Genomic DNA, 22442 nt, shown 5'->3' with positions numbered 1-22442 from the left:
TTCATGTAAATACAATTCTTCCAAATGTCTTCATTGATTTTAACATAAATATCCAATAAAAATTCCCTCGAAGAAATAAAAGATCTTTTACTTAACCCATATAATAAAATAAAACCAGCAATCACACGATTTTCTCGTCAATTGCTGGTTTAACAGATTTTTTAATTTTCGGTGTAGCATTTACTGTCTAATTATGATTTTGCATTAAATGCATGTTCAAAATCATAATTTAAATTTCCTAACTAGATCGTTTAATTTCTCTGCCATGTCCGCTAAATTGGCTGAACTGTTTTTGATTTCATCCATCGAGCTTGCTGCTTGTTCGATTGTGGCCGAAGTTTCTTGTATGCCTGCAGCGGATTGCTCTGATACAGCAGCAATTTCATCCACTGATTTATTAATATTGACAGTGTTTTGTACTACGTCTTCTAGTTTTGTCGTCATGCTATCAATGTTTGTTGACATCGAGTAAACTGCCTCTGCAATGTGTCCGAATGTTTCATTTGTAGATGTAATTTGAGTTGTACCTTTTTCAACCTCTTCATAGCCGTTTTCCAGTGAAGATGTCACCATGTTCGATTCTTGTTGGATTTTTTGGACAATATCCGTGATATCGTCCACCGATACGGCTACTTGTTCAGCAAGTTTACGGACCTCATCTGCAACGACCGCAAATCCTTTACCATGCTCCCCTGCTCTAGCCGCTTCAATCGCTGCATTAAGTGCCAGTAAATTCGTTTGTGCAGCAATATCCTGAATCACTGCCACGATTTTTGAAATTTCCTGAGTTTGTTTACTTAGTTCGTCCACCTTATGAACAGCATCCTTCACAATATGATGAATGGATGTCATTTGCTCAGTAGATGCATTCATTAAACCTTGGCCCTCTTTCGTTAAAGCCATGACATTTTGGGAATATTGCTGAACATCCGCACTGCTATTATTGACATCTGTCATTTTAAATGTGAATTCTGTCATTGTTGTTGCTACATCTGATGCATTACTTGCCTGTACTTCTGTGCCACTTGCGATTTCATTGACTGTGTCGACAATTTGTTCAGTACCCGTTTTCACCTCTGTCGCTGATTGCATGAGCTCTTCACTATGCGCGGCTACGTCATTGGATACTGTTTGAATTTGCTTTAATAAACCATTTAAAATATCGGACATCGTATTAGTCGCTTCCGTCAGTTGTCCTATCTCATCTTTTGATTTCACAGTAAGTGCAGGCTCACTTAAATCACCTTCAGTAATTTGTTGCATACGAGTTGTCACAGTGATGATTGGTCTTGAAATTACTCGAGCACTAAACAATGCAATGATAATTGCAACGATAACAATCACAGCACCGACAATTATACCTGTAAGTTGCTTTTTCTCACCCGCTTTAACAATGTCTGCACCTAACGCATTAATCGATTGTTTACGATGCTCAGCTAACTTCTCAAAGCCTTCGCGTATTTCCGTAGCCTTTTCACTCATAGCAGCTAAATTTTTCTTCGCTAGTTCAATCTGGCCTTGATCATAAACATCAAATACCTCTTTTTCAACATAACTGCTCCATTCCTTAGCCATTTCTGCAAATTTGTTGAAATCTCCTGAATTTGTTAATGCTAAACGTATTTTCTCGTTATCTTCAGCATGCTTTACATTATCTTCAAAAATCTTCTTATACTTTTCATCACCAGAAAGTATATACCCTCTAACTGCGGCAATTCTTAGCCCTATCGTTTGAGCTTCCTCATAATCTGTAATGAGTAATTGCATTTCTTCATCAATAATTTGTTCTGTTGCAGTGTTGCTTTGCTTGACTGCATAAAAATTGTAACCAATGTATAAAACCACTACTGCTACTACAATGCTGAAGGAAAAAACGATTCTTTTACTAATTGACTTAAAATTCATTTCAAATTCTCCTTACTTTTCAAGTGCAATCTAAATGTGCTGTATTATACATTTTACACATCATTAGTAATCTAACATTTCCAAATCGAACTTGGATGATTTGTGAATATTTTCTATACTAAAAGAAATAACAAGTTAATTTTCGTGTAATTTTTAGCATATTTCAAAATATACAAAAGGGGCTTTTGACACACAAAAAAGGAACAGCTCTTAAAATAAGCTGTTCCTTCTATTTAAATATTAATCCCAATAATTAAACACCATCTCCGATTAAGTAGCAGAGGGTCTGTTATTCATTTATCACTCAACTTTTTCAGTTTATCGCCCTATTTTTCTGATTTATCGACCAACTTTTTAGATTTATCCCCTAACTTTTTCAGTTTATCGGCCAACTTTTCAAATTTCTCGCCCAACTCACACTTACGCTCCTACAAACAGCACGGCCTGTCCAATCGCAATAAAAAAGGCTTCATGCTGTATTGGGCTGTTGTCTTCAATTTGCAGGGTAATCTCAAAATGCGTTTCACAAAAGACAGCCTGCCAGCGTGCAATTGGTTGATCTTCTAGAGAAAATACAGACCAGTCCTCCATCTCTTTGTTCAGATTTATTTTTTGGACTCCATCTGTAATGATTAAATCAGGGATCATAATTTGCCAGCCATCATAGGCAATCATATACTCTTTGCCTGTAAGGAAATCCTTCCCTTTAAAATGCACTCGCCCTCGTCGCGACATCTTCTTACATGTGAAAAGAGGCTGACCAGTGACATCGCTAACATCAAAACGTACAAAATAACGATAGTCCATTGTGCGGTCAAACGCTTTTTTCAAGCCATTCGAATAAACACGCTGAACAGTAGACGATACTTCCCCCGCTTCATTTACAATGGCTACTGCCTCTGTTGATTCAATCGCCGCTGGTTGCTTGTATGTATAAATCTTCAATATATTCGCTCCTTCATTACTGTTGCTTCCTTTAAGCTAACACAAAATAAGCGCCAAATACAAAAGGTTGTATTTGGCGCTTGAATGTTTATTTAGTTTGCTTAGGTACTTCTACTGTGAATGGTTGGAACTTCACTTCTTTTAGTGATGACTTATCGAATGGTATTTTTGTTTCTGTGCCATCCTTATCAATTTGTACACCGCCTCCGCCTGAAGGAAGTGCTAAATAAGGGGTAATCGTTAATTTTTGAACATCGTCTGAAATCGGGTCAAAGGATTTAGTGCTACTAAAGTTCCATACACCATTATCGAAATGCCCTTCTCCTCCACCAGAATGCGATGTAATCTCCTTGCCGGTTTGATCGGTAATATGGAATTCTATAAACGATGCACCTACTTGTGAATTATCAATTGACCCCTTTTCAGTAGCTTTATAGTCAAGTGCTATACCTGATGGACTTAATGAAATTTTGGACACATTTAGTTGAATGCCCTCAGCTAGTTGCTGATGGTTGACAGGAACATAAGCAATATCCGTAATTTTTTTAACTGGCGCTTTGAATTCCCATTTTTCCCCTCCTTCGCCTTTCAGCACTAAGCCCATTTCAAAGGAATCTGGCATGTTATCATTCACATCAAATGTCGCGATGCCTGTACGAACCGTTGGACTTATAACTTTTTCTCCATAGCTTCCAGAACTCGCGTTAGGGGATTTACCATTAATAGTAAAATCAAATCCTGCTCCGAAGTAATTCTCACTTAATTCCTCTTCAGAATCAATCGTAAGTCCTACTGTAATATTAGATTCGTCATAAAGGACTTCATCTACTGTTACAGAAATACCGTTAATTGTCTGCTTTTCTCCAATAGTGCTTGTTAACCCTTGTTCACTAGCTTGTTTTAGCCCGGGTAAGCCAGAGTTACTAAATACCGACCCGATAATTGGTAGCTGTGATAATGTGCTTGCGAAAGTCGGTGAGACATAAGCGGCCGAACCTATCATAATACTAAAAGCGGCTGCCGTACTTGCTACATATATTAATGGTTTACGTTTGCTTTTTCTTTTAATTTGTACAGGTGATTGAGTCATTTTTGTTTGCTCCTCTGCTTTTTGGATTCCTTTGGAAATTGCTGCTCGTACCTCATCTCTTGGGAATTCTGGAAGGGTACTGTTTTCATTAAATGGCTTTTTCATTGAACATTGCACTCCTTTCTAATTCTCGTTTTAATTGTTTTTTCCCACGATGTAAATACGTTTTAATAGTGCTAACTGGCTTTTCCATTACTTCTGAAATTTCTTTTATTGGTAAATCATGATAATAAAACAAAATGATGGCCATTTGCTGAGAATGATTCAAATGCTGTATAGCATCCGATAAATCAATTGGATTCGCCATAACATTTTCTTGCTCCTGTAGACGATTTAATAATTCACTTTCTTCATAAGGAATGATTTTCTGCCCTTTTTTTAGCAAACGATAGCATTCATGTATTAAAATACGAAACAGCCATGTGGAGAAAAATTCCGGATGCTTTAGTTGATGAACGGTTAGATAAGCTTTACATGCTGCTTCTTGAATAGCATCCAACGCATCCTCTTTTTGGCCAACATAAGAAAGCGCGGTATAGAATAATTTTTCTTCTTCTAGAATGAGCAACTGCTCAAACGCTTCCTTATTCCCTGCAATAGCCCGTTTGACGATTGATAAATTATGTTCCATGCTGTTTCCTCCTTTCAATACTTAGAGTAAATAACTATATGAAAAGGTTTCACTTTGATAAAATTCTTTTTCTTGAATATAACGTGAGATTGATTTTTTTACGACTGGGCGCTTTCCTGGGGCATTCAGCTGGAACAAAAATCAACCAATATACACTTGCAAATGTTATAACAAATGTCTTCCTAACTATTGGGGATAAATAGGATAAATAAAAAAGGGGCATTCTTCAAATGTTTGGGGACGCTCAATCCGCCACCTTGACTCTTCTATCATGCACTTACCCGTTCTTTCCACGATTTTGATTGTTCGATCCGTCACTTTGGCTCGTCTATCGTGCACTTTGATCGTTCTTTCCACGATTTTGATTGTTCGATCCGTCACTTTCGGCTCTTCTATCATGCACTTTATACGTTCTATCAACCATTTGAGCATTCTATCGGTCGCCTATGTTTCTATCCCCAAAAAAAGTAGACTACTTCATCTAAGTAGCCTACCAATTTTTTCTTTATTTATCCAATTTAAAAGTTACGTCGCCAACTCCGATTTCTGAATTGACCTCTAATATTATATCTGCTTTATCATACGCTTCGTTTACATAAACCCCTTTGCCTTTAGAAATGAAGCCTTCTACATCTGAAGTGCCTATGCCTTCTTCCGTCGTAAGCTTTACCCCAACCTTTGACGGTAAGATGACAGTAGTGTCCCCAACACCCGTTTCAATATTCGTTTCGAAGCTTTTCTTCCAATCACCACCTAAATTCACTTTGAGATCGCCAACACCCGTTTCAATATTTAGTTTTTCGAGCTGCAACCCTTGTAAATCTAGTTCTGCTTCCGACGCGCCCGTTTCAATAGAGAGATTCATTGGAATATTTTCATTCAGTTCGATATCCCAAATATTTTTTATTTTTCCTAAGCGCACGCCAGTAGAGCCTTTATGCTCAATCGTTATTTTTCCTGTATTGCCACTTAAGTCATATTTTACTTTTGGTGCTAGCTTATTAATATTATATTGAGCAGTACCCTCAACCCAATCATTGGCTCCCTTTTTCACTGTCATGTCTCCAATACCCAGGTGTAATTCAACATCTAACTTCTCTGCTGTATCCTTTTCTACTAGGATCGTTTCATCTTTGGTTTTTCCTGGTATGACTGAGTTGCATCCCGATAATGCAATTATTGAGGCGCCTATAATCAAACCAAGTCCCATAAATTTTTTCAATGTAATTTCCTCCCGTTATATAATATTCCAATAATTTCATTATATAGGAATTGTCAAATATAAAAACGACCCTCCGCTTTAAATTCGTCTAAGACCTAAGACGTAGTGAGCTTTTATATAATGGATATATGTCACCTTTCAACAAAAGTGAACTACTACAGCTGTCCTTCTGTTCTTTTTAACATTTTGCTCACCCCTACTAAAGGATTTACAGTTAGATTGATGAACAACGAAAAAGTTTCATGAAAAAATACAATTTTTCCATGAAACCTTTTTTTAAAGAGTATCATTTCTCTCCACTAAAGTTTTTAAGTTAGCGAGAGAAGCCTCGTAGCCGCTCGAATTAAATGTAACCTTCGTGCCATTTTGTTCTTCCTCTATGAAGATAGCGATCAGTGTCTCTTCATTACCCAAGTAAAACGAAAATTCTCGATTTGGCGTTATATTTTTAATTGTTAACACCATCGGTAAATTTTCTGAAAGCTGATTATGTTCATTCGGCAGTAAAGTGAAAATTATCTCTGCTCCAGCCTCTAATTTGGGAATATCCCAAGTTGAATCTTGGGAGTACCATTGCGATAACAGCTGCTCCTCTGTGATAGCTCGCCAAACTGTAACAATACTTGCATCAATCCAAATCGAACTTTTTTCTTTATCCAACATTGCATTCCTCCGTTCGCTGAATCCATTCCTCTTCCTTTCATTTTATCCGATTATTGGAATCAAAAACAGTTTCAACTTCTGTTCTTTCTATGAAATGTGTGTTTTGACAATGGCCTTGTGCATAACACACTCTTTAAATTTATTATTTAGGACTTTCCTTATTCGCTAATGGGCTTTTCATTAAATTCACATTCCACATTGTAATTCCTCCTTCACTTATTACCTTCAGTTTTTTATAAGACGGATGATAATAAAAATTTATGAACTGAATGTGAAACGAATAATTTTAGTCATTCATTAATTTTGATTGGGACCGTATCTTCTATTCACTTTATGTCTACATGCAGTTACGATGATACTACAGCGTTTTTGGACTAATCTTCGTATTTTTAGTCACCCTATACAAATTCATTGCACCGAGTGCTACAACAATTGCAACAATATTCAACGCTACTTGATAACTTGAAAATGTCGTTACCATAAAACCATATAACGAAGGCGCGATGACGATAAATAGTTGGTTCAACGTCAAGGCTGCACTCACAGTTAGACCAACATAATGTGGATTCGATTGCTCTGTCACACAGGCGATAAACAATGAATACCAGCCAAGTGCTACGAAGCCTAATAAGAAACAAAATAATAACATCAACATTTTTGCACGTAGCAAAAGTGGAAAAATCATGGTAAGAATAACTGCACTGGCCATCACTATTATTAATAAATGCTCCCGCTTCTGTACAAAAAATTGATCACTAATCCATGCAATAGCTACCCTTCCAACCATTCCACCTATTAATACAAGGCTTAGATACTTCCCCGCCTCTGTTAAGGAATAACCTCCTTCTTGATGTAAATAACTCATGAAATGGGCTACGAGTATCATTTGTAAGGTCATCATAACGATTCCCACAATATAAATTGGATATAAATCCTTATTATTTTTAATAGCTTCGAGCTTCTCTTTAAAAGTGACAGAGGTTGCAGCTAATGCTACACGGTTTTTAGGTTCCTGATAAATAAGTAAAAAGAGCAGTCCGCCAGCAATAGCCACTAAGCCTTGCACAAGATGAACGGATGGCAAGCTATAGTGATGGTACATAAATGTGAGTATGACAGATGCTAAGGCTCCACCGATTGGAATGCCTGTTTGTCGAATGCCAATCGCCAGCCCGCGATGTTTATCTGGAAACCACTTCACAATTGCGGTGCTCCCCCCTGTTTGTGCACTTCCGTACCATACGCCAACGACTAATAATAAAAATAACAACACCGCATAATTATTGACCAACATGAGTAATAAAGCTGAGAGCCCCAGCAAAATAGAACCCCATCCGATGATTTGTTTTTCCCCTTTTTTATCCATTAGATAGCCGAACATCATCATCGAAAAGATTGGACCAATATTAACGGCAGAAACGATAAAACCTGTTTGGAGCGATGATAAATTCCATTCAATTTGATAAAATGTTGCAATTGGTCCCATGCCGTACGTAACAAAAGTTGCCGCAGTTTGGGAAAGAGTAGCCACTAATACGATTATCCATTTATAATATGTATTCATAAAAATTCCTCCAATGCTGTTACACTTATTCATTTGTGTAGGATAACTTTATTTATCTAAAGTTTACGCTTGCCCTTTTAATGCGTAAAATAGAAGAAAATGATAGTGGCTATCAAAAAATTTAATAGGTGTGTGAAATACAACATGAACATAGAAGAAATAGCATTGAAAATCGAGATTTTGGAAAGGCAAAATCTTAGTAAATCCGCTGAAATTACGAATTATACTCAATCTGCCTTAACCTCTAAAGTGAAGAAAATGGAGGCTGAAATTGGTCAGGAGGTTTTTAAGCGTACACCACAAGGCTTGAAGATTACAAATGTAGGGACACAATATTTAAAATTTTTAAAGCTTATCTCACAAGAGTACGATGAATTTTTACAGGAGATTAGTTCGGCACAAACAAATACAAAAATTAGCTTTGGCACTTCGCATACAACGATTAAAATTTATGGTGCTTCCATTATGAATGCCTTGCAAACAAATAATATACCGTTAGATGTCGATTTCACTGTGGAATCCAGCACTTCCTTAAATGAAAAAGTACATAATGCCGAAATGGATTGTGCACTGACAAGTAATCCTATTAAACACTACCCTGATTTAAATTATGACATGATTGCAACAGAAACATTTGAAGTCATTTCGAACAATTCACAAATTATTAATTTTGAGAACCGTTCACCTGTTACACTACTTGTGTTAAGCAGAGGCTGTATGTATACACGTGCGATGGCTGATTGGTTAAAAAAGAATCAAGTACCATTTACGATGAAGGAAATAAAGTCGGTTAGTAGTATCCTTGATTTCCTACAAATAGACAATACGATTGCTGTGTTAAATACAAAACTAATTGACCTTTATAACTATTCCAACATTCACTATTACGATTTGCAGCAGTTAAACAAAATAATCAAAACTGTCTTTATTTACAAGAAGAGTGAAAGTCAACAATCTTCTCCTTGCCAATTAAAACAAGTTATTGAATCATTACTGGAAGACCCAATCGAACAAAGCTAGTTCGATTGGGTCTGGTGATTTATCGCCCTCATTTTCTGGTTTATACCCGACTTTTTAAGTTTATCGCCTAACTTTCTTAATTTATCACCTAACTTTTTTAATTTATCAACCAACTTTCTAAATTTATCACCTAACTTTAATTTATCACCCGAATTCTCAAAAAAATCAAAGAACCGCTAACCCCTGCGAACCAAAATAAGGGAGTTGAGTCCATGTGGCAACCTGCAACCTGACTAGACTTCCACCTTCTTGAATGGCAAAAGGGGAGACTGTTCCTTGATTTCCGTTAAGGGTGTAAAAATGCCGTGGGATCGACCCCATTGTTTGGCGTTACCGCAGAGACTTTCCTTGTGCCAGTACCTCTACCATTAGTTGGGTAGGCACCCACAAATACGAGCATTCCATTTGTGCCCCTGTTAAAAGCAATGACTTGATTCATCACTTGATTATTCGTCATCATGTAAACCATACTTACATTTGATGGGGAAATTTTATTCATAAAAACTTTCCTCCTTTTATATGGTTCTTTTACGATTTCAATTCCCTAAATTGCTGAAGCATTAGCAGTGAAGGAAGTTCAGCAACACCTAGCTTTTTTCGATGTAATAAAAAAACAACGGCAAAGTGAAAAAAGCCGTTGTTTTAGGTTGAAATAGTAAAACAAAATGATGTCCCTTCTTCGTATGAATATAGTGCATAGTTTACTTGAAGAATTCTAGCGATGTCATCAATAATCTTCAAGCCTAGACCCTCACCTACACGATTTTGTTCAAAGCCAATACCATTATCCATCATGAAAACCTTACTATCTTTCATTGTTACCTCAAGCTTTGTAGCTTTTGAATGTTTCAATGTGTTTTGGAACACATTATCGAACATTCGTTGTAGCCATAGTTCATTGCTCATAAATGTAATATCGGTATCCTCTGGATGATAAATTATTTCGATGTTTTGCATTCTATATAAATAGCTCCATTTTTTTATCATCGTTTCTAACAATGTCGTGAGTTGCACTTCCTCCGTAACGATATAAGAATTCTCCATTGTGTCTAAGGACTGTAAATTAAATTCATTCGTTAAGCTAGCGATATATTGAATTTGCTCATTCAAGGATTCTACCAATTTGGGTTGTTCCTTATAGGTATCTTCTAGATAAAATAATTGTAAACGGATAGCTGTTAACGGGGTATTAATGTCGTGCCTTAGTTTTTGCAGTAGCTCTTTTTGCAGCTCTTGCTGTTGTTTAAGCTCTAATTCCCGATAGGTAGTTCGCTCAATTAGTATATTAACCGACTGAATTAACTGTCCAATTTCATCCTCACTACCCACCTCTAAAGTACTCGGTATTCTTTCATTACTCGCTAAGTCGCGAATCGTTTTATTTAGCATATTAATTTTCGTTAGTAAAGAATTGATCGATTTCGAAAATAAAAATGCTAGCAAACATAATGATACGAAGAACACAATAAGCATGGTTGGATAGGCGAAAGATTCATGGAATGGCGTGCCTTTATTTCTATTTTTAAAGACGAATTCATACATAATAGACATCGACACACTAATCCCTAACAATACAATTGGAACGCTGACTATAGCAGTAAATAATAATAATCGGTATTTTGTTTTTAAAGTCATTTCTTTATGTAGGTATTTAATCGATACCCTTCTCCGTAAATATTTTGTAGGATGATACCTGATGAATCATTAATTTTCGTTCTGATCTTTTTTATGTGAACATTGATGATATTTTGATTTCGATCTTCAAGCGGCCATAAGTAGTCAAAAAAATGATCCTTCGTTAACACCCTATCCTTGTTGTCAAATAAATAAAAGAAGATTTTACGTTCGATCGCAGTCAATGAAATTTCATCATGTATATTATTCTTAAATAATTTACGATGCTCAATATCAATCAATAGATGCTGGATTTGCGTAAATGTTCCATATTGCTGCTCTAGCATTTTCTGCATTCTTAAAAGAAGCTCTCTCGGATCAAATGGTTTTGTCATATAATCTTCACCAACTGTTAACCCTTGAAGCTTGCTCTCAATATCATTCCGAGCTGAAAGAAAAATAATGGGGATATTTAAGCCTAAGCTTTTAATGTTCTTCGTCAGCTGATAGCCATCCTCCCCTGGAAGCATAATGTCCATTATGACTAAATCAATTTGATGGATAAGGTTCATAATTTCACGTCCATCAGTTTTCCATACAACATCGTAGCCTTCTCGTCGTAGTATTTTTTGCATCAAATCGCCAATCATTTGGTCGTCTTCTACTATTAAAATCGTAATTCCTTTCATTACCTCGACCTTTCTTTGTTGTTAACTTTAGTCTCCATAAATTCTATAGCAAGATTATAAATCTCATCAGGTTTATATAAATAGATACTATGGGTACCACTTAATTCTTTCACATCTGTTATGTTAATTTGCTCGGCAAATTCCGCATATTTCTGGCTATGGTACTTCGTAAATTTCGAATCTTTATTTAGTTCAGCAATGGCATCTATTAATAATATCGGTGTGTCTTTTGGTTTCGGAAGCTCTTCTGATTTTAAACTATTTTCATACACATGTAGTAACTCATTTTTCATATCATCATTAAAAAGTTGTTTATAGGACTGTGCTTTATAAATTTCTTTTTCTTCCTCCGTTAAAAACGATTGCTTCATTACTTCCGGATTAAACACTTTAGAAGGTGTTAATCGTTGTACACCCAATTTCGTTAGCAAATTCATTCCCCTAACAGTCCATAAATCAACCGCTCCCATTTTATGCTCCACATATTGACTTGGCAAACCAATATCAAGCGCGATAATCCCTTTAATTTCTTCAGGATATTTTTGTGCCCAATAAATCGCTTCAACCCCTGAAATGGAGTGTGGTACTAATATATAAGGAGGCTTATTTCCACTTTTCAGGAGCGCTTCTCTCGTTTGTGCCAAAATTGTATCAATATCTCGTTCGTCCTTCGAGACATCGCTATATCCATATCCCGCTCTTTCAATAACAGCAATCTTATGTTGTTGCGAAAATTTACTGTAAAGCCCCTTCATTTCATAAATGGGTGCCGCAACCCCTGAACCTGCCATAAACACATAAGTGTCCTCACCATCACCCTCAGTGTAAACATTGATTTTTTGATGATCTACCTCAACAAGTGTACCTTTATTCCCCAAAAGATTAGATTCCTTACTAAGCTGATATTGATGATAGCTGAAGATCACCACTAGTCCAATAAGCGCAGCCGCTATAAAATAAATAACTATTTTCTTAAACTTCTTTTTCATATAATTCCCCTTTCAGTTGATAATGAAAGGATAAACAAGAAAAATAAATTTCTAATTAATTTTTTGTGATTAGGCAAATAAAAAACTGTCTAAAAGTGGTGTTTACTCCACTTAGACAGCTTTTGATCCTAGAAAATTATTGATCAGGATAGGTCTCTTGTAAAAAGGTTACAGATCGTTGGATGAGCGACTTTAATATCTCCACATCAATATCCGCTAGTTTATTAATATAAATACAAGCTTTTCCTGTTGTATGTTTACCAAAATCCTTTAATAAATTGTCACGCTCACTGTCGCCTGGCGCAAAATATAAACTGGTTTTAGCTTTTCGAGGTGAGAATCCAACTAAAGGTGCATCGCCCTCATGTCCAGATTTATATTTGTAATGATATTTACCAAATCCTATAATACTTGGCCCCCACATTTTTGCTTCATACCCTGTTACTTCAGCAAAAATATCCAATAGTCGGTAAGCATCTTCACGCTTTTTAGGATGCTCTACATTTTCAATAAATTCAATAACACTCTCATCAGTTTCTTTTGTTTTTAATTCGTACATTTTAATACCTCACCTTCGAAAGTTGAATTTTGATGCATCATAACATTTCCAAATATCTTCCACGATAGGTAAAAAAAGAAACTGTCTAATAAGTTTATACGTACTTAATAGATAGCCTTCAATATTTTATTCCACTTTCTCAAGCAAAAGTTGTTGCTGGAGATTACTATAAATACCTTGTTTTTGCATGAGCAGTTGGTAATTACCCTGCTCAACGATTTCACCTTGTTGAAAAACAAGAATTTGGTCAGCATTTTCGATTGTTTTTAAACGGTACGCAATAACAAAGCTTGTTCGCCCCTGCATTAAATGCTGTAAACCTTTTTGAATATCGACCTCGATTTGCGTATCTACACTCGATATAGCATTACCCAAATTTAAATATCCGAATTTTCTAAAATTTCCCGGGCAATAGCCAATAATTGTCGTTGACCTTTACTTAAGTTTGCGCCACCTGCCTATACAAGTGTATCATACTGTGCTGGTAAATATTTAATAAAGTTATGGGCATTAGCGATTTTAACAGCTTCTTCAACCTCTGCATATCTCAATTGGCAATTGTGTCTCGTAATATTCGGGACATAAATTTTTAGACAAAAAAGGAGATTGAACCCTTTTTTTTCAGTATAATAATTATAGTAATATATTGGCTCATTACCATAACGTGGGGTTGATGGCCGTTACGACTGGGCGCTATCCTGGAGGCGTCCAACCTTCACTCCATTCATCTAAACGATTTAACATATATCAGCTCTAATTTTTGGTATGAGCCCTAAATTAATTAGTCCATTATTAAAGCAGAAGCGAGGATAAATCATGGAAAACACTATAGAAAGTGCATTACATTTACGAAGACAAGGAAAACTACGAGAGTCGAAAGAAATGTTTTTGGGGTTATTATCAAATGATCAGCTCAATCCTTCCCTCCACTATCAATGTGCACGCAGCTTTGATATTTTAGCTGAAGAGACAAAGGCAATGCCATTTTATGAGAAAGCAATTGAATTAGGTTTATCAGATGAAGAACTGGAGGACGCATACGTCAAATTAGGATGCATTTATCGAACACACGAACGTTTTGTAGAGGCAAAAAAACTATTCCAAGAAGCATTTTGTAAATTTCCTAATAAGGAACAAATGAAAGTTTTCTACGCGATGTCATTATTTAACTTAGGAGAACATGCTGAAGCTATGGGCTTCTTAATTGACAACCTCGTTTATATGACAACTAATCAAGATATATTAAAGTACTCTCGAACAATTTCTTATTTAGGTCATCGATTAGATTGTAGTAGTGATCAAATTATCACGCTTGCTACAAATCAATCATTACAAACAGAACCTTCTACAAAATCTATTGTAGAAAAAGTAACAGAGAGACTTAAAAATTTTGGTATTGGAGGTTTTTATACTAGTAGCGGTTTTGAGTATGATGACTATTATCGTTTTTTTAACGATCGAGATTTAGAAACACGGAGATGTGCCCTTGCCGCTTTTACAGTAATGCTCGGTGCATGGCATGCTCTCAGTGGATTTACCTTTATTCCACAGCACAACCGAAAATATTTAGGTGGGTATGATCCAAATGAACCGTTTCATGAATTGAATAATTACATCGAGGCCATCGTTGCTCATCATCATCAAATTTAACAAGATTTCCCCGTGATGTTTGAATATATTATTAATTTTTTAATTTCTATAGAAGAAGAAAGAAAAGTACCGTACGAAAAATGGTTTCCAGAATTAAATGCTCAACTCGTTCAACGATTAAGAGATGAGGTATTACTTCCTAATAAATCACTTTTAGAAGCCCCTACTGAATACAAATACTTTTTAAAGGAAGCTGGCATCCCACCATTTTTCGAATCAGATTTTTTTGAATAAACTAAAAAAAAGCCATGTCAGCAATAATCACGCTAACATGGCTATTTTTTCTCTAAAGTTTTTTACATATCATCAAAGCTGTTATCTTCTACATCCGTCGCTCTAGCACTGGCTCTGTACACCAAAAGTAAAACGTACGATTCATTACTGCATTTAAGCTTGAAACCGTTACCTTTTCTCAAATCAAGCCCAATTACAATGCAGTTTTACGTAGTTTTTCAAAATTTCTAGGAAAAATTTTTTGTGCTAGCTGCTCTTTTTCTGGCTGTATACCTAGCATAACTACTGCACATGGACCAGCCGATTTTTTAACATCTAATAAACTTTTGACCTGTTCCTCACCAAAAAGTCGGGTAAATTCTGTTTGCAGACCTTTTGATCCAACTGGCCATACTTGCTGCACTATCCCCTCTTTCCACGCGTGAAAAATAGGTTTTAGCTGTGCGACATCTTCAGGCTGTGCAAGGACTTCATTGCCTACAAGTGGTAGTCCATATGTGTACCAACTTAGGTGCTCATGCTTAGTTGATGTGCGTTTCTGTTGCTCACCAAGCATCGTTATAGACAAACCTGATTGTAGAGTCGGCATATTGGACTCTGTGCTACCGTCTATTTGCGGGGAAATAAGACCAACCTCATCAAAAACCTGTTGAATACCTGCAACATAACGAGACCATGCTGCATCCCCTGAAAAATTAGCGAGCAAAATATGCCTTGGTAAAGCATTTGCAGCAAGCTGCTCTAAAAAAGTAACACGTGCAGTGAAGTATGCTGTAATTTTGTCTGAAGCAGACACAACATCTTGTGGTTTTTCGCCAATTGCTGCAGCATTATCTGTTGTAGCAATCAGCTCACCTACTTTTATTGCATTTCTCAATGTACTCGACCTTCCTTACGCACAAATACCTTCGACAGAATTGGCATCGCAATTGCTACGATTACTAGATTTATGAGTGTTGCCAATGGAAGACTAGTCAATGACGTCCAGTAAAATGCCGGACTAATGATAAAGTAAAATGGTAATGGTGCTACAACGCCATTTAAAATAAGTGCCACTGGCCATTTCCAGAAATGCATTCCTTTTTTATGCATAACTCCAAAGATCCATACAACAATAAACATTTCCACTGCGATAATAATATGTAGTGGTCCTAAGGGGAAGCCGGTAGTTAAGGCTGATATAAAATGCCCAATTACCCCCGCAACCCCAGCTAATACTGGAGATAAAAATACAACACTCAAAAATGCAGGTGCAGAGTCAAGCGCAGCAGTTGAAATAAATGTTGGAATTTTAATGACTGCACCCACTGCACAAATTGCCGCTACCATGGCAGTAAGCGTCAATTTCATCAATCTTTGTCGATCCATTCCATTTCCTCTTTTCGTTATATTTTTTTATCATAGCGCGGGGTTGATTTCCGTTCCGGTTGGGCGCTTTGTTGCTGTTGCTGTCGCTTCGCTTTCGCACAGAGCAAAGCTTCCTGGGGGCGTCCGATGAGCCGCTTGGGGCAACAGGTGTTTTTTGCGCGAAAGCGTAGTGTTAACGTAGCGGCAGCAAAGTGTTTTTGTCTGTGCGAAAGCGTAGTGCAACGTAGCGACAGCAACAGCACGATGTTGGTCACGAAGGCGTTCTCACAGGATGTGATGATCTTAGCCTTCGTTCCTCTATCGCTAATCCCCAAGGAGTCGCCCAACCTCCACTCCAATCAACTTATTTACAAAGCATACGTCCTTGGAAATCTTATCCCCAAAAAAGCCTAATAAAATTTTTATTAAAACTATATCATTTGATTTGTTCCCCGATACCGTACCAAATGCGTACGATTTGTTCGGCTTCAGCAAATAATGCCTGGTATAATCGCCCACATGTATCACGCAGCAATCGTGCTTGTTTTTCCATCGGCACAACTCCACGTCCCATATCGATTACTATTATATAGAGGGCACAATTTTCTTCAAGAGTCTTTAGTCTTGTCAAAATGGTTCTGACAAGGGGCTCATCATCCTCAAGATCTTGTGTTACGAGCCACTTCTCTAAGTTTTTAATAACTAGTACATCACAGGCTGGACTGACATCAGGAACATAGCCATCTACAAGCTCAACTTTCTGGCCTGCAAGTAATTTCATGACATAGTCGGTTTTTCCACTATAGGCTCCTCCGATAAAGACATGCATCTCGCTCCCTCCTCCCAAGCCTTTCTTGTAAACGTTAAAGAAAACATTTTATCATGCGGTGTTTGATACGACCAAAAAGGTTGCTCAGTTGGTGCAAATGCTACGAGAAGCGCACGCATAACTCCACCATGCACGACGAGATGATAAACGTCTTCATCTTTTGGTAATGCAGTGAACCCTTCAATTGCACGCGTACAAAAGGTATCAAAGCTTTCCCCTTTTGGAGGTGGTGACTGTACGGGATCATCTAACCATGCACAATAACGACTATCGGATTTTAAGTCCTCATATGTGCGCCCTTCAAATTCTCCAAAGTTCGACTCTCGAAATCTCCTATCAGACAGATATGTTGCATTCGGGAAATAACGGGCAGCTGTTTCCCTACAGCGCAATAAATCACTACCATACACCTTCTTAACATCTTTATCTACAATAGTCAGCAAAGATGCGTCAGCTAATGTAGAATCTGTCCAGCCGATATAACGCTTTTCCAAATTTTCCTTTGTTGGTGCATGTCTCATTATGCGCACAATAACAACGTCACCCATAGCACAACCTCCATCCCTTCAATTGATGCACCGAGTAAATCCCCTGAAACGCCACCAAAGTTGCGCACTGTAAATTGTCTAAAGACTAAAAAGGCAATCGCTAATACAGCCATCAACACTAATGGAACAATTGTAAAACCTATGACAAACAACAAGCTGCTATAGGCCACAACTAGTGTTATAAGCATAAAACTGATAAGTACTCCCGGCTTAATATGTGTTTTAAAAAAGTAAGCAAGCCCTTTTTCTTTTGAGCACTTGAGCGACATAAAATAAAAGCTCATACCTACTCGTGTTAATAACGGAATAAACACAAGCATCCACAGTGCTAACTTTTGCTGCACGAATAGCTCATGCAGAATGACAAATTTACCAAGCACTAAAAATAGCACTGAAAGTACACCAAATGCGCCAACACGTGGATCATCTAAAATTTCTAGCCGCTTCTCACGATCCCGATATGAAAAATAAGCATCCCCCATATCTATAAAACCGTCTAAATGTAAACCACCAGTAAATAAGGCGAATAATCCGACAATTACAAAGGAAAGCAAGATTTCACTGCTCGCCGTCCACTCTGTTAAACCATATATAACCGCTGCCACTGTGGTACCCATGAGAGCCCCTATCCATGGCAAAAAGGCGAACATCCCGGTAATAGTTGCCTTTGTTAAAGGAATTTCTTTATGTACCGGCAAAACTGTAAAAAATTGAAATGCAAGTTGCATACTATGCCAGAAATTTTTCATCGTCTTGCCACCTTCTTTTTATTTTCAATGCGTCATTCATTATTTCCATTTCTTTACGACACCATAGTTTATTTCATACGCCTCATCCGCTATAGACACGAACCATTGATGTAATTTCCCAAGCATTTGTCGGTATAATTCAACTTCTTCGTTAGAATATGGAGGCTCATCGAATAATTCGTTCGAGACGATAAAAAACGTCACCCTTTTCTCAAGTAACGTCTCTACCGCATTTTTTAAAACATTAAGCTTCTTCTCTAAACAGCCTGGTTGTTCTACACATGGAGTTCCCTTGTCAAAACCCTCGTAAAACGCATTCGTCAGCCATGTCGTAACACAGTCCCATAACACGACATCTCCATCGGTCAATTTATGCAAAGTATCTGCGATGTCATAAGGTGCTTCTATCGTCAGCCATTCAATGTTTTGTGCACGTCTGTCTGCCTGATGGCGCAATATTCGTTTCTTCATCTCTTGGTCCATCGCTACTCCAGAAGCAATATAAATAAGTCGTTGCACTTGCAAAAATTTTGTTTGATAGTGAGAAACAGCCGCTTTTTCAGCAAAGTGGGATTTACCACTGCGTACTCCCCCTGTAATGAAAATCAGTGGCAATAGTTACGCCTCCTATTGTAAATGTTGAATGTTACCGATATCTTTAACGAGCCATTGTTGCTCGACTTGTTCAATAATCGTTACACTTGTACCATGAATAAATGGTTCTGCCCACAGCTGATTGATGCTGCGCCCTAAAATGGCGTTAATGATGCATTTAATCGTAACAGCATGGGACACAATTAAAACATTGTTCTCGGGATATTTTTCTGCAATTTTCCTTAACGTAAACATTGCTCGTTCTGTTACCGTACCAAAACTTTCCGTATGGGTTGCGACGAATTGTCCAGGGTAATCAGTATAAAATTCATAGTCAAGGCGATTCGTAGTCATAATGTCCTCGACTGTTCTCCCTTGCCATTCCCCTAAAAAAATCTCTCGTAAATTATCCTCATAAAATATTGGAAGCTGACGATCACCTATAAGAATATGCAACGTTTCCTTAGCACGGCCACTTGAACTGCTATATGCCGCTGCAAAAGGGAATTTCTCCAAATGATCTCGAAGTTTTTCTGCATGCAAAATACCATTTTCAGATAATGAGGAATCTAACCATCCCTGTAGTCGATGCTCTTTATTCCACATTGTTTCACCATGTCTCACTAAATAAAAAGTTGTCAACTTGCTCACCCCTATTTTGCGTTAAACCACGCCTGCAAACAATTCTGTAAATACGTCATAGCTGTAATATCTTTAATTCCAATACGGAACCATTCACCATTTAAGCCCATAAAGTTTTTTGTATGGCGCAGTACGACGCCCTTTGCTAAACAATATGTGAAAAATGTATCTGCTTGCTGATTTTTCGGTAATGCAAAACATACATAATTCGTTACACTATTTGTCACCTGACAACCTTTTTCTTGTAAATATTGCTGTAGCGATTCCCGTTGATGTTTAGCATAGGCAATGGCTTGCTCACAATATACTTGTTCATCTAAACAGCCTGTACCTATAACAAGGGCAAAGGCATTCAAGTTCCAATGCGGTAAAATAGACTTTAGCTCAGCAACAACCACTGGACTCGCCACTAAATAGCCAAGGCGTAATCCTGGAATTGCATACATTTTTGTCATAGAACGAACGACAATCAAATGAGGATTTTCAGCCACATGCGGGATCAATGAATAGGCTTCATCTACCCAGTCAATAAATGCCTCATCAATAACAAGCTCACAATTGGCCTTCGCCCCATGTGAGATTAATTCGAGAAGCTCCTCTTTCTTAGGAAGCACCCCCGTTGGATTATTCGGTGTGCAAATATATAATGCATCTGCGTTGACCATTTCATGCTTCAGATGCTCCATTGGCAATGTATAATGAATAATATCCTCTACAATAATGGGCACAATTTTAGCACCTGCTGCTCGTAATGTACGATCGTATTCTGAAAAAGTTGGGTGTACGATAATAACACGCTTATTGGCGTAACGTCTAGCTAGCCCACTAAAAAGCTCGGATGCACCGTTACCTAGTAATACAGAATCTTTCTGAACATCATGAAAAGCTGTTACCTTTGTTAAAAAAGGCTCGCCGTCCGGATCTGGATAGCGTTGAATAAGCGGATAAAATGTCCGCCAACGCGCCTCAACGAATGGAGGTGGCCCTGCCGAATTGACATTTTCACTAAAATCATACACCTCTTCGGGTATATTTAGCCCTAGCTGCTGATAAACATTTTGCGGATTTGCTCCGTGATTAGGTAATTGCAAAAATTAACACCTCCATTGCTAACATAACAAGAGTAAAGAGCAAGGTAGCAATGCGCATATGAATCACAGACGTTGCAATATGCTCTTTTGATAACGGAACTAATTTTTCGCCCATTATTGCTCGATAAGAAACGACACCTTGATATGTATTTTTTCCACCAAGCTGTACCCCTAATTGAACAGCTGTAGCTGCTTCTAAATAACCACTATTAGGACTTGGATGCTTTTTCGCATCCTGAGCCCAACGTTTTAAGCGCTTACCGAGGGATACGTTTGTTTCATTTTTCGTACCTAGCACCATCAATAGGCCAGTTAATCGACTTGGAATAAAATTTAATACATCATCTAGCTTTGCAGCAAACATACCAAAATCTTTATATTTTTCGTTTTTATAGCCAATCATCGAGTCTAACGTATTGACTGCCTTATAACCCCATAACCCTATTGCACCAAATAAAAAGGCATAAAATAATGGAGCTGTTACACCGTCACTCGTATTTTCTGAGACCGTTTCCACAACACCGCGCACAATCTCATCTTCGTCAAGCTTCTTCGTATCACGGCCGACAATCCAAGAAAGCTTCACGCGCGCTTCAGCAAAATCTCCTTTGACGAGCGGTTCATAGACAGCCATCGCCGCTTCCTTCAAGCTACGCTGTGCTAGTCCAATCCCAATTAGTAAGCCCTCAACCAATATGCCAAATAGTGCGCTAACTTGATAGCTTAGTAGCATTATGGCAGTCACAACAAACATAGTTGTACCAACTACAGAGAGCGCCATCACCATGCCACGAAACTTTCTCATTCTACCTTTATTCCATATTTCTGTTTGAGATTGAATGAGCTTCCCTATCCAGCGTACAGGATGAGGCATTTTAGGAGGATCACCCACTACTAAATCAAAAACAAGCCCGATGATACAGGCAATCATCAGTGCCATCATAAAGGATTCTCCTCTTTGTCTTTTTTATATTTTTGAATGGCCTCACGCATCGTTTCATAAACACTGTGGCCAATAACTTTCCCTAGCATCGTAATCGGTCCTGCATATTGATGGTAGTCGCCTTCCTCTGTTGAAGCAATCAGCAAGCTATCCGTTGAAGTACCTGTAGCTTGTGTACCCGTTGTTGGATCTGTTATCCCCTCATCAATAAGTGCCTTGACCTTTGCCTCTGTCGTAGAAATCATTGCCTGAAATAAAGCTTCATCCGACAATCTTCCATTTATCAGTACCCACGTATTAATAGTCCCAGCATGATACTTCTCCTGACGATGAAAGGCACGCGTAATATCAACCGCATTGCCAAGACCAGCTGTAATCATTATGACAAGATGAATTCCTTCATATGTAAACTCACGAATTGTTGCATACCGAGCATAAACAGCAGTCATCATCGCAACTGTATTGTCAATCGGAAAGCCCTCAGACTGTAAAAAACGTTGTAATTCTAACCGTGGTTTGCGTTCATCATATGTATAAGGCACTGAACGATTCATCAAATGTGTATAAAAGCCAAAGCCCGGATTATGTACTGCTGAGGATACGACCTTCATCTGAAAATCAGTTTGGACGGCAACATAATGATCGGAAATATGAATATCTTCCTTGCGTAGTACTGGCATTATCCCGCCTCCTATTTAATGTATTGTGCATCATTAATCAACTACGCCTTGGCGAAATTGTAGCTGTCGCTTCGCTTTCGCGCAGAAAGACAATGTAGCTGTCGCTTCGCTTTCGCACAGAAAACATTGGCTGAATGTAGATAAAAATAAAAAAACAAATTCTTACAAAGAAGAATTTGTACTTTTCATTCTTAAATTAATGATTTACCCAAATTTGAACCTTCTGAATTTTCGTACAGCATTA

Annotated in this window: 25 protein-coding genes and 2 pseudogenes; 3 read left to right on the top strand and 24 right to left on the bottom strand. The window is 37.6% G+C overall.

The features are described 5' to 3' along the window. Positions 1-222 precede the first annotated feature (222 nt). The 7 genes from ACQKNC_RS07050 to ACQKNC_RS07020 form a co-directional block, all read right to left on the bottom strand. A complete protein-coding gene (locus ACQKNC_RS07050; RefSeq protein WP_427424133.1) occupies positions 223-1905 on the bottom strand; it encodes a methyl-accepting chemotaxis protein in 1683 nt (560 codons plus the stop codon). A gap of 420 nt (positions 1906-2325) precedes the next feature. Then, positions 2326-2850 carry a tubby C-terminal domain-like protein gene (locus ACQKNC_RS07045; RefSeq protein ID WP_427424132.1) on the bottom strand — a complete coding sequence of 175 codons (525 nt, stop codon included), beginning with the start codon at positions 2848-2850 and terminating at the stop codon, positions 2326-2328. 88 nt (positions 2851-2938) lie between these two features. Beyond that, a complete protein-coding gene (locus ACQKNC_RS07040; RefSeq protein ID WP_427424131.1) occupies positions 2939-4045 on the bottom strand; it encodes a DUF4179 domain-containing protein in 1107 nt (368 codons plus the stop codon). Continuing rightward, positions 4029-4571, bottom strand: a complete 543-nt coding sequence (locus ACQKNC_RS07035; protein WP_427424130.1) for a sigma-70 family RNA polymerase sigma factor — start codon at positions 4569-4571, stop codon at positions 4029-4031. Before ACQKNC_RS07035 ends, ACQKNC_RS07040 begins: the two co-directional genes overlap by 17 nt. Before the next feature lie 505 nt (positions 4572-5076). Further along, complete coding sequence (locus ACQKNC_RS07030; RefSeq protein WP_427424129.1) at positions 5077-5793, bottom strand: toast rack family protein; 717 nt, start codon at positions 5791-5793, stop codon at positions 5077-5079. A gap of 276 nt (positions 5794-6069) precedes the next feature. Beyond that, positions 6070-6456, bottom strand: coding sequence for an SRPBCC domain-containing protein (locus tag ACQKNC_RS07025; protein ID WP_427424128.1), 387 nt, complete (start codon positions 6454-6456; stop codon positions 6070-6072). A 358-nt stretch (positions 6457-6814) separates the two neighbouring features. Then, a complete protein-coding gene (locus tag ACQKNC_RS07020; RefSeq protein ID WP_427424127.1) occupies positions 6815-8053 on the bottom strand; it encodes an MFS transporter in 1239 nt (412 codons plus the stop codon). Between the two features lie 111 nt (positions 8054-8164). Here ACQKNC_RS07020 and ACQKNC_RS07015 point away from each other — a divergent pair, with 111 nt between their 5' ends. Continuing rightward, the gene (locus ACQKNC_RS07015; RefSeq protein WP_427424126.1) at positions 8165-9040 is read left to right on the top strand and encodes a LysR family transcriptional regulator; all 876 of its coding nucleotides are present in this window, start codon (positions 8165-8167) and stop codon (positions 9038-9040) included. A gap of 165 nt (positions 9041-9205) precedes the next feature. On the opposite strand, the pseudogene ACQKNC_RS07010 reads toward ACQKNC_RS07015, so the two are convergent. The 7 genes and pseudogenes from ACQKNC_RS07010 to ACQKNC_RS06980 all read right to left on the bottom strand — a co-directional run. Further along, positions 9206-9346: pseudogene (locus ACQKNC_RS07010) on the bottom strand (lactonase family protein); the annotation flags it as partial. After that, the gene (locus tag ACQKNC_RS07005) at positions 9327-9539 is read right to left on the bottom strand and encodes a hypothetical protein (RefSeq protein WP_427424342.1); all 213 of its coding nucleotides are present in this window, start codon (positions 9537-9539) and stop codon (positions 9327-9329) included. The gene ACQKNC_RS07005 and the pseudogene ACQKNC_RS07010, both read right to left, overlap by 20 nt. A gap of 143 nt (positions 9540-9682) precedes the next feature. Continuing rightward, on the bottom strand, positions 9683-10675 hold the full coding sequence (locus ACQKNC_RS07000) for a sensor histidine kinase (RefSeq protein WP_427424125.1): 993 nt from the start codon (positions 10673-10675) through the stop codon (positions 9683-9685). Further along, positions 10672-11343: a response regulator transcription factor gene (locus ACQKNC_RS06995; protein WP_427424124.1), complete on the bottom strand. Its 672-nt coding sequence runs from the start codon at positions 11341-11343 to the stop codon at positions 10672-10674. The genes ACQKNC_RS07000 and ACQKNC_RS06995 overlap by 4 nt, the downstream gene beginning before the upstream one ends. Then, positions 11343-12332, bottom strand: coding sequence for an alpha/beta hydrolase (locus ACQKNC_RS06990; protein WP_427424123.1), 990 nt, complete (start codon positions 12330-12332; stop codon positions 11343-11345). Before ACQKNC_RS06990 ends, ACQKNC_RS06995 begins: the two co-directional genes overlap by 1 nt. 136 nt (positions 12333-12468) lie before the next feature. Continuing rightward, entirely contained in the window at positions 12469-12891 is a 423-nt protein-coding gene (locus ACQKNC_RS06985; RefSeq protein WP_427424122.1) for a DUF1801 domain-containing protein, read from the bottom strand. Between the two features lie 126 nt (positions 12892-13017). Continuing rightward, positions 13018-13430, bottom strand: a pseudogene (locus tag ACQKNC_RS06980) (multidrug ABC transporter ATP-binding protein); the annotation flags it as partial. Between the two features lie 277 nt (positions 13431-13707). On the opposite strand from ACQKNC_RS06980, the gene ACQKNC_RS06975 reads away from it, so the two are divergent. Together ACQKNC_RS06975 and ACQKNC_RS06970 are read left to right on the top strand one after the other, a co-directional pair. After that, entirely contained in the window at positions 13708-14541 is an 834-nt protein-coding gene (locus ACQKNC_RS06975; RefSeq protein ID WP_427424121.1) for a tetratricopeptide repeat protein, read from the top strand. A gap of 15 nt (positions 14542-14556) precedes the next feature. After that, on the top strand, positions 14557-14775 hold the full coding sequence (locus ACQKNC_RS06970; protein ID WP_427424120.1) for a hypothetical protein: 219 nt from the start codon (positions 14557-14559) through the stop codon (positions 14773-14775). Between the two features lie 193 nt (positions 14776-14968). On the opposite strand, the gene ACQKNC_RS06965 is transcribed toward ACQKNC_RS06970, so the two are convergent. The 10 genes from ACQKNC_RS06965 to ACQKNC_RS06920 all read right to left on the bottom strand — a co-directional run bounded on the left by ACQKNC_RS06965 (position 14969) and on the right by ACQKNC_RS06920 (position 22198). Continuing rightward, positions 14969-15652, bottom strand: coding sequence for a hypothetical protein (locus ACQKNC_RS06965; protein ID WP_427424119.1), 684 nt, complete (start codon positions 15650-15652; stop codon positions 14969-14971). Next, on the bottom strand, positions 15649-16143 hold the full coding sequence (locus ACQKNC_RS06960; RefSeq protein WP_427424118.1) for an ECF transporter S component: 495 nt from the start codon (positions 16141-16143) through the stop codon (positions 15649-15651). Before ACQKNC_RS06960 ends, ACQKNC_RS06965 begins: the two co-directional genes overlap by 4 nt. A 415-nt stretch (positions 16144-16558) precedes the next feature. Further along, positions 16559-16951 carry a bifunctional adenosylcobinamide kinase/adenosylcobinamide-phosphate guanylyltransferase gene (locus tag ACQKNC_RS06955; RefSeq protein WP_427424117.1) on the bottom strand — a complete coding sequence of 131 codons (393 nt, stop codon included), beginning with the start codon at positions 16949-16951 and terminating at the stop codon, positions 16559-16561. Continuing rightward, entirely contained in the window at positions 16900-17499 is a 600-nt protein-coding gene (locus ACQKNC_RS06950; protein ID WP_427424116.1) for a histidine phosphatase family protein, read from the bottom strand. Before ACQKNC_RS06950 ends, ACQKNC_RS06955 begins: the two co-directional genes overlap by 52 nt. Continuing rightward, positions 17472-18248, bottom strand: coding sequence for an adenosylcobinamide-GDP ribazoletransferase (cobS, locus tag ACQKNC_RS06945; protein ID WP_427424115.1), 777 nt, complete (start codon positions 18246-18248; stop codon positions 17472-17474). The genes ACQKNC_RS06950 and cobS overlap by 28 nt, the downstream gene beginning before the upstream one ends. Positions 18249-18287: 39 nt before the next feature. Beyond that, entirely contained in the window at positions 18288-18863 is a 576-nt protein-coding gene (locus ACQKNC_RS06940; RefSeq protein WP_427424114.1) for a bifunctional adenosylcobinamide kinase/adenosylcobinamide-phosphate guanylyltransferase, read from the bottom strand. Between the two features lie 12 nt (positions 18864-18875). Further along, complete coding sequence (locus ACQKNC_RS06935) at positions 18876-19493, bottom strand: histidine phosphatase family protein (protein WP_427424113.1); 618 nt, start codon at positions 19491-19493, stop codon at positions 18876-18878. A 2-nt stretch (positions 19494-19495) separates the two neighbouring features. Next, positions 19496-20575: a pyridoxal phosphate-dependent aminotransferase gene (locus ACQKNC_RS06930; RefSeq protein WP_427424112.1), complete on the bottom strand. Its 1080-nt coding sequence runs from the start codon at positions 20573-20575 to the stop codon at positions 19496-19498. Further along, on the bottom strand, positions 20562-21518 hold the full coding sequence (cbiB, locus tag ACQKNC_RS06925; RefSeq protein ID WP_427424111.1) for an adenosylcobinamide-phosphate synthase CbiB: 957 nt from the start codon (positions 21516-21518) through the stop codon (positions 20562-20564). The genes ACQKNC_RS06930 and cbiB overlap by 14 nt, the downstream gene beginning before the upstream one ends. Then, entirely contained in the window at positions 21515-22198 is a 684-nt protein-coding gene (locus ACQKNC_RS06920; RefSeq protein WP_427424110.1) for an adenosylcobinamide amidohydrolase, read from the bottom strand. The genes cbiB and ACQKNC_RS06920 overlap by 4 nt, the downstream gene beginning before the upstream one ends. Positions 22199-22442: the final 244 nt, after the last annotated feature.

The sequence above is a fragment of the Lysinibacillus sp. NPDC094177 genome (assembly GCF_050279145.1).
Taxonomy (GTDB): domain Bacteria; phylum Bacillota; class Bacilli; order Bacillales_A; family Planococcaceae; genus Lysinibacillus.
The sequence above is the reverse complement of the archived record's forward strand: the minus strand, read 5'-3'. Positions and strand labels throughout refer to the sequence as shown.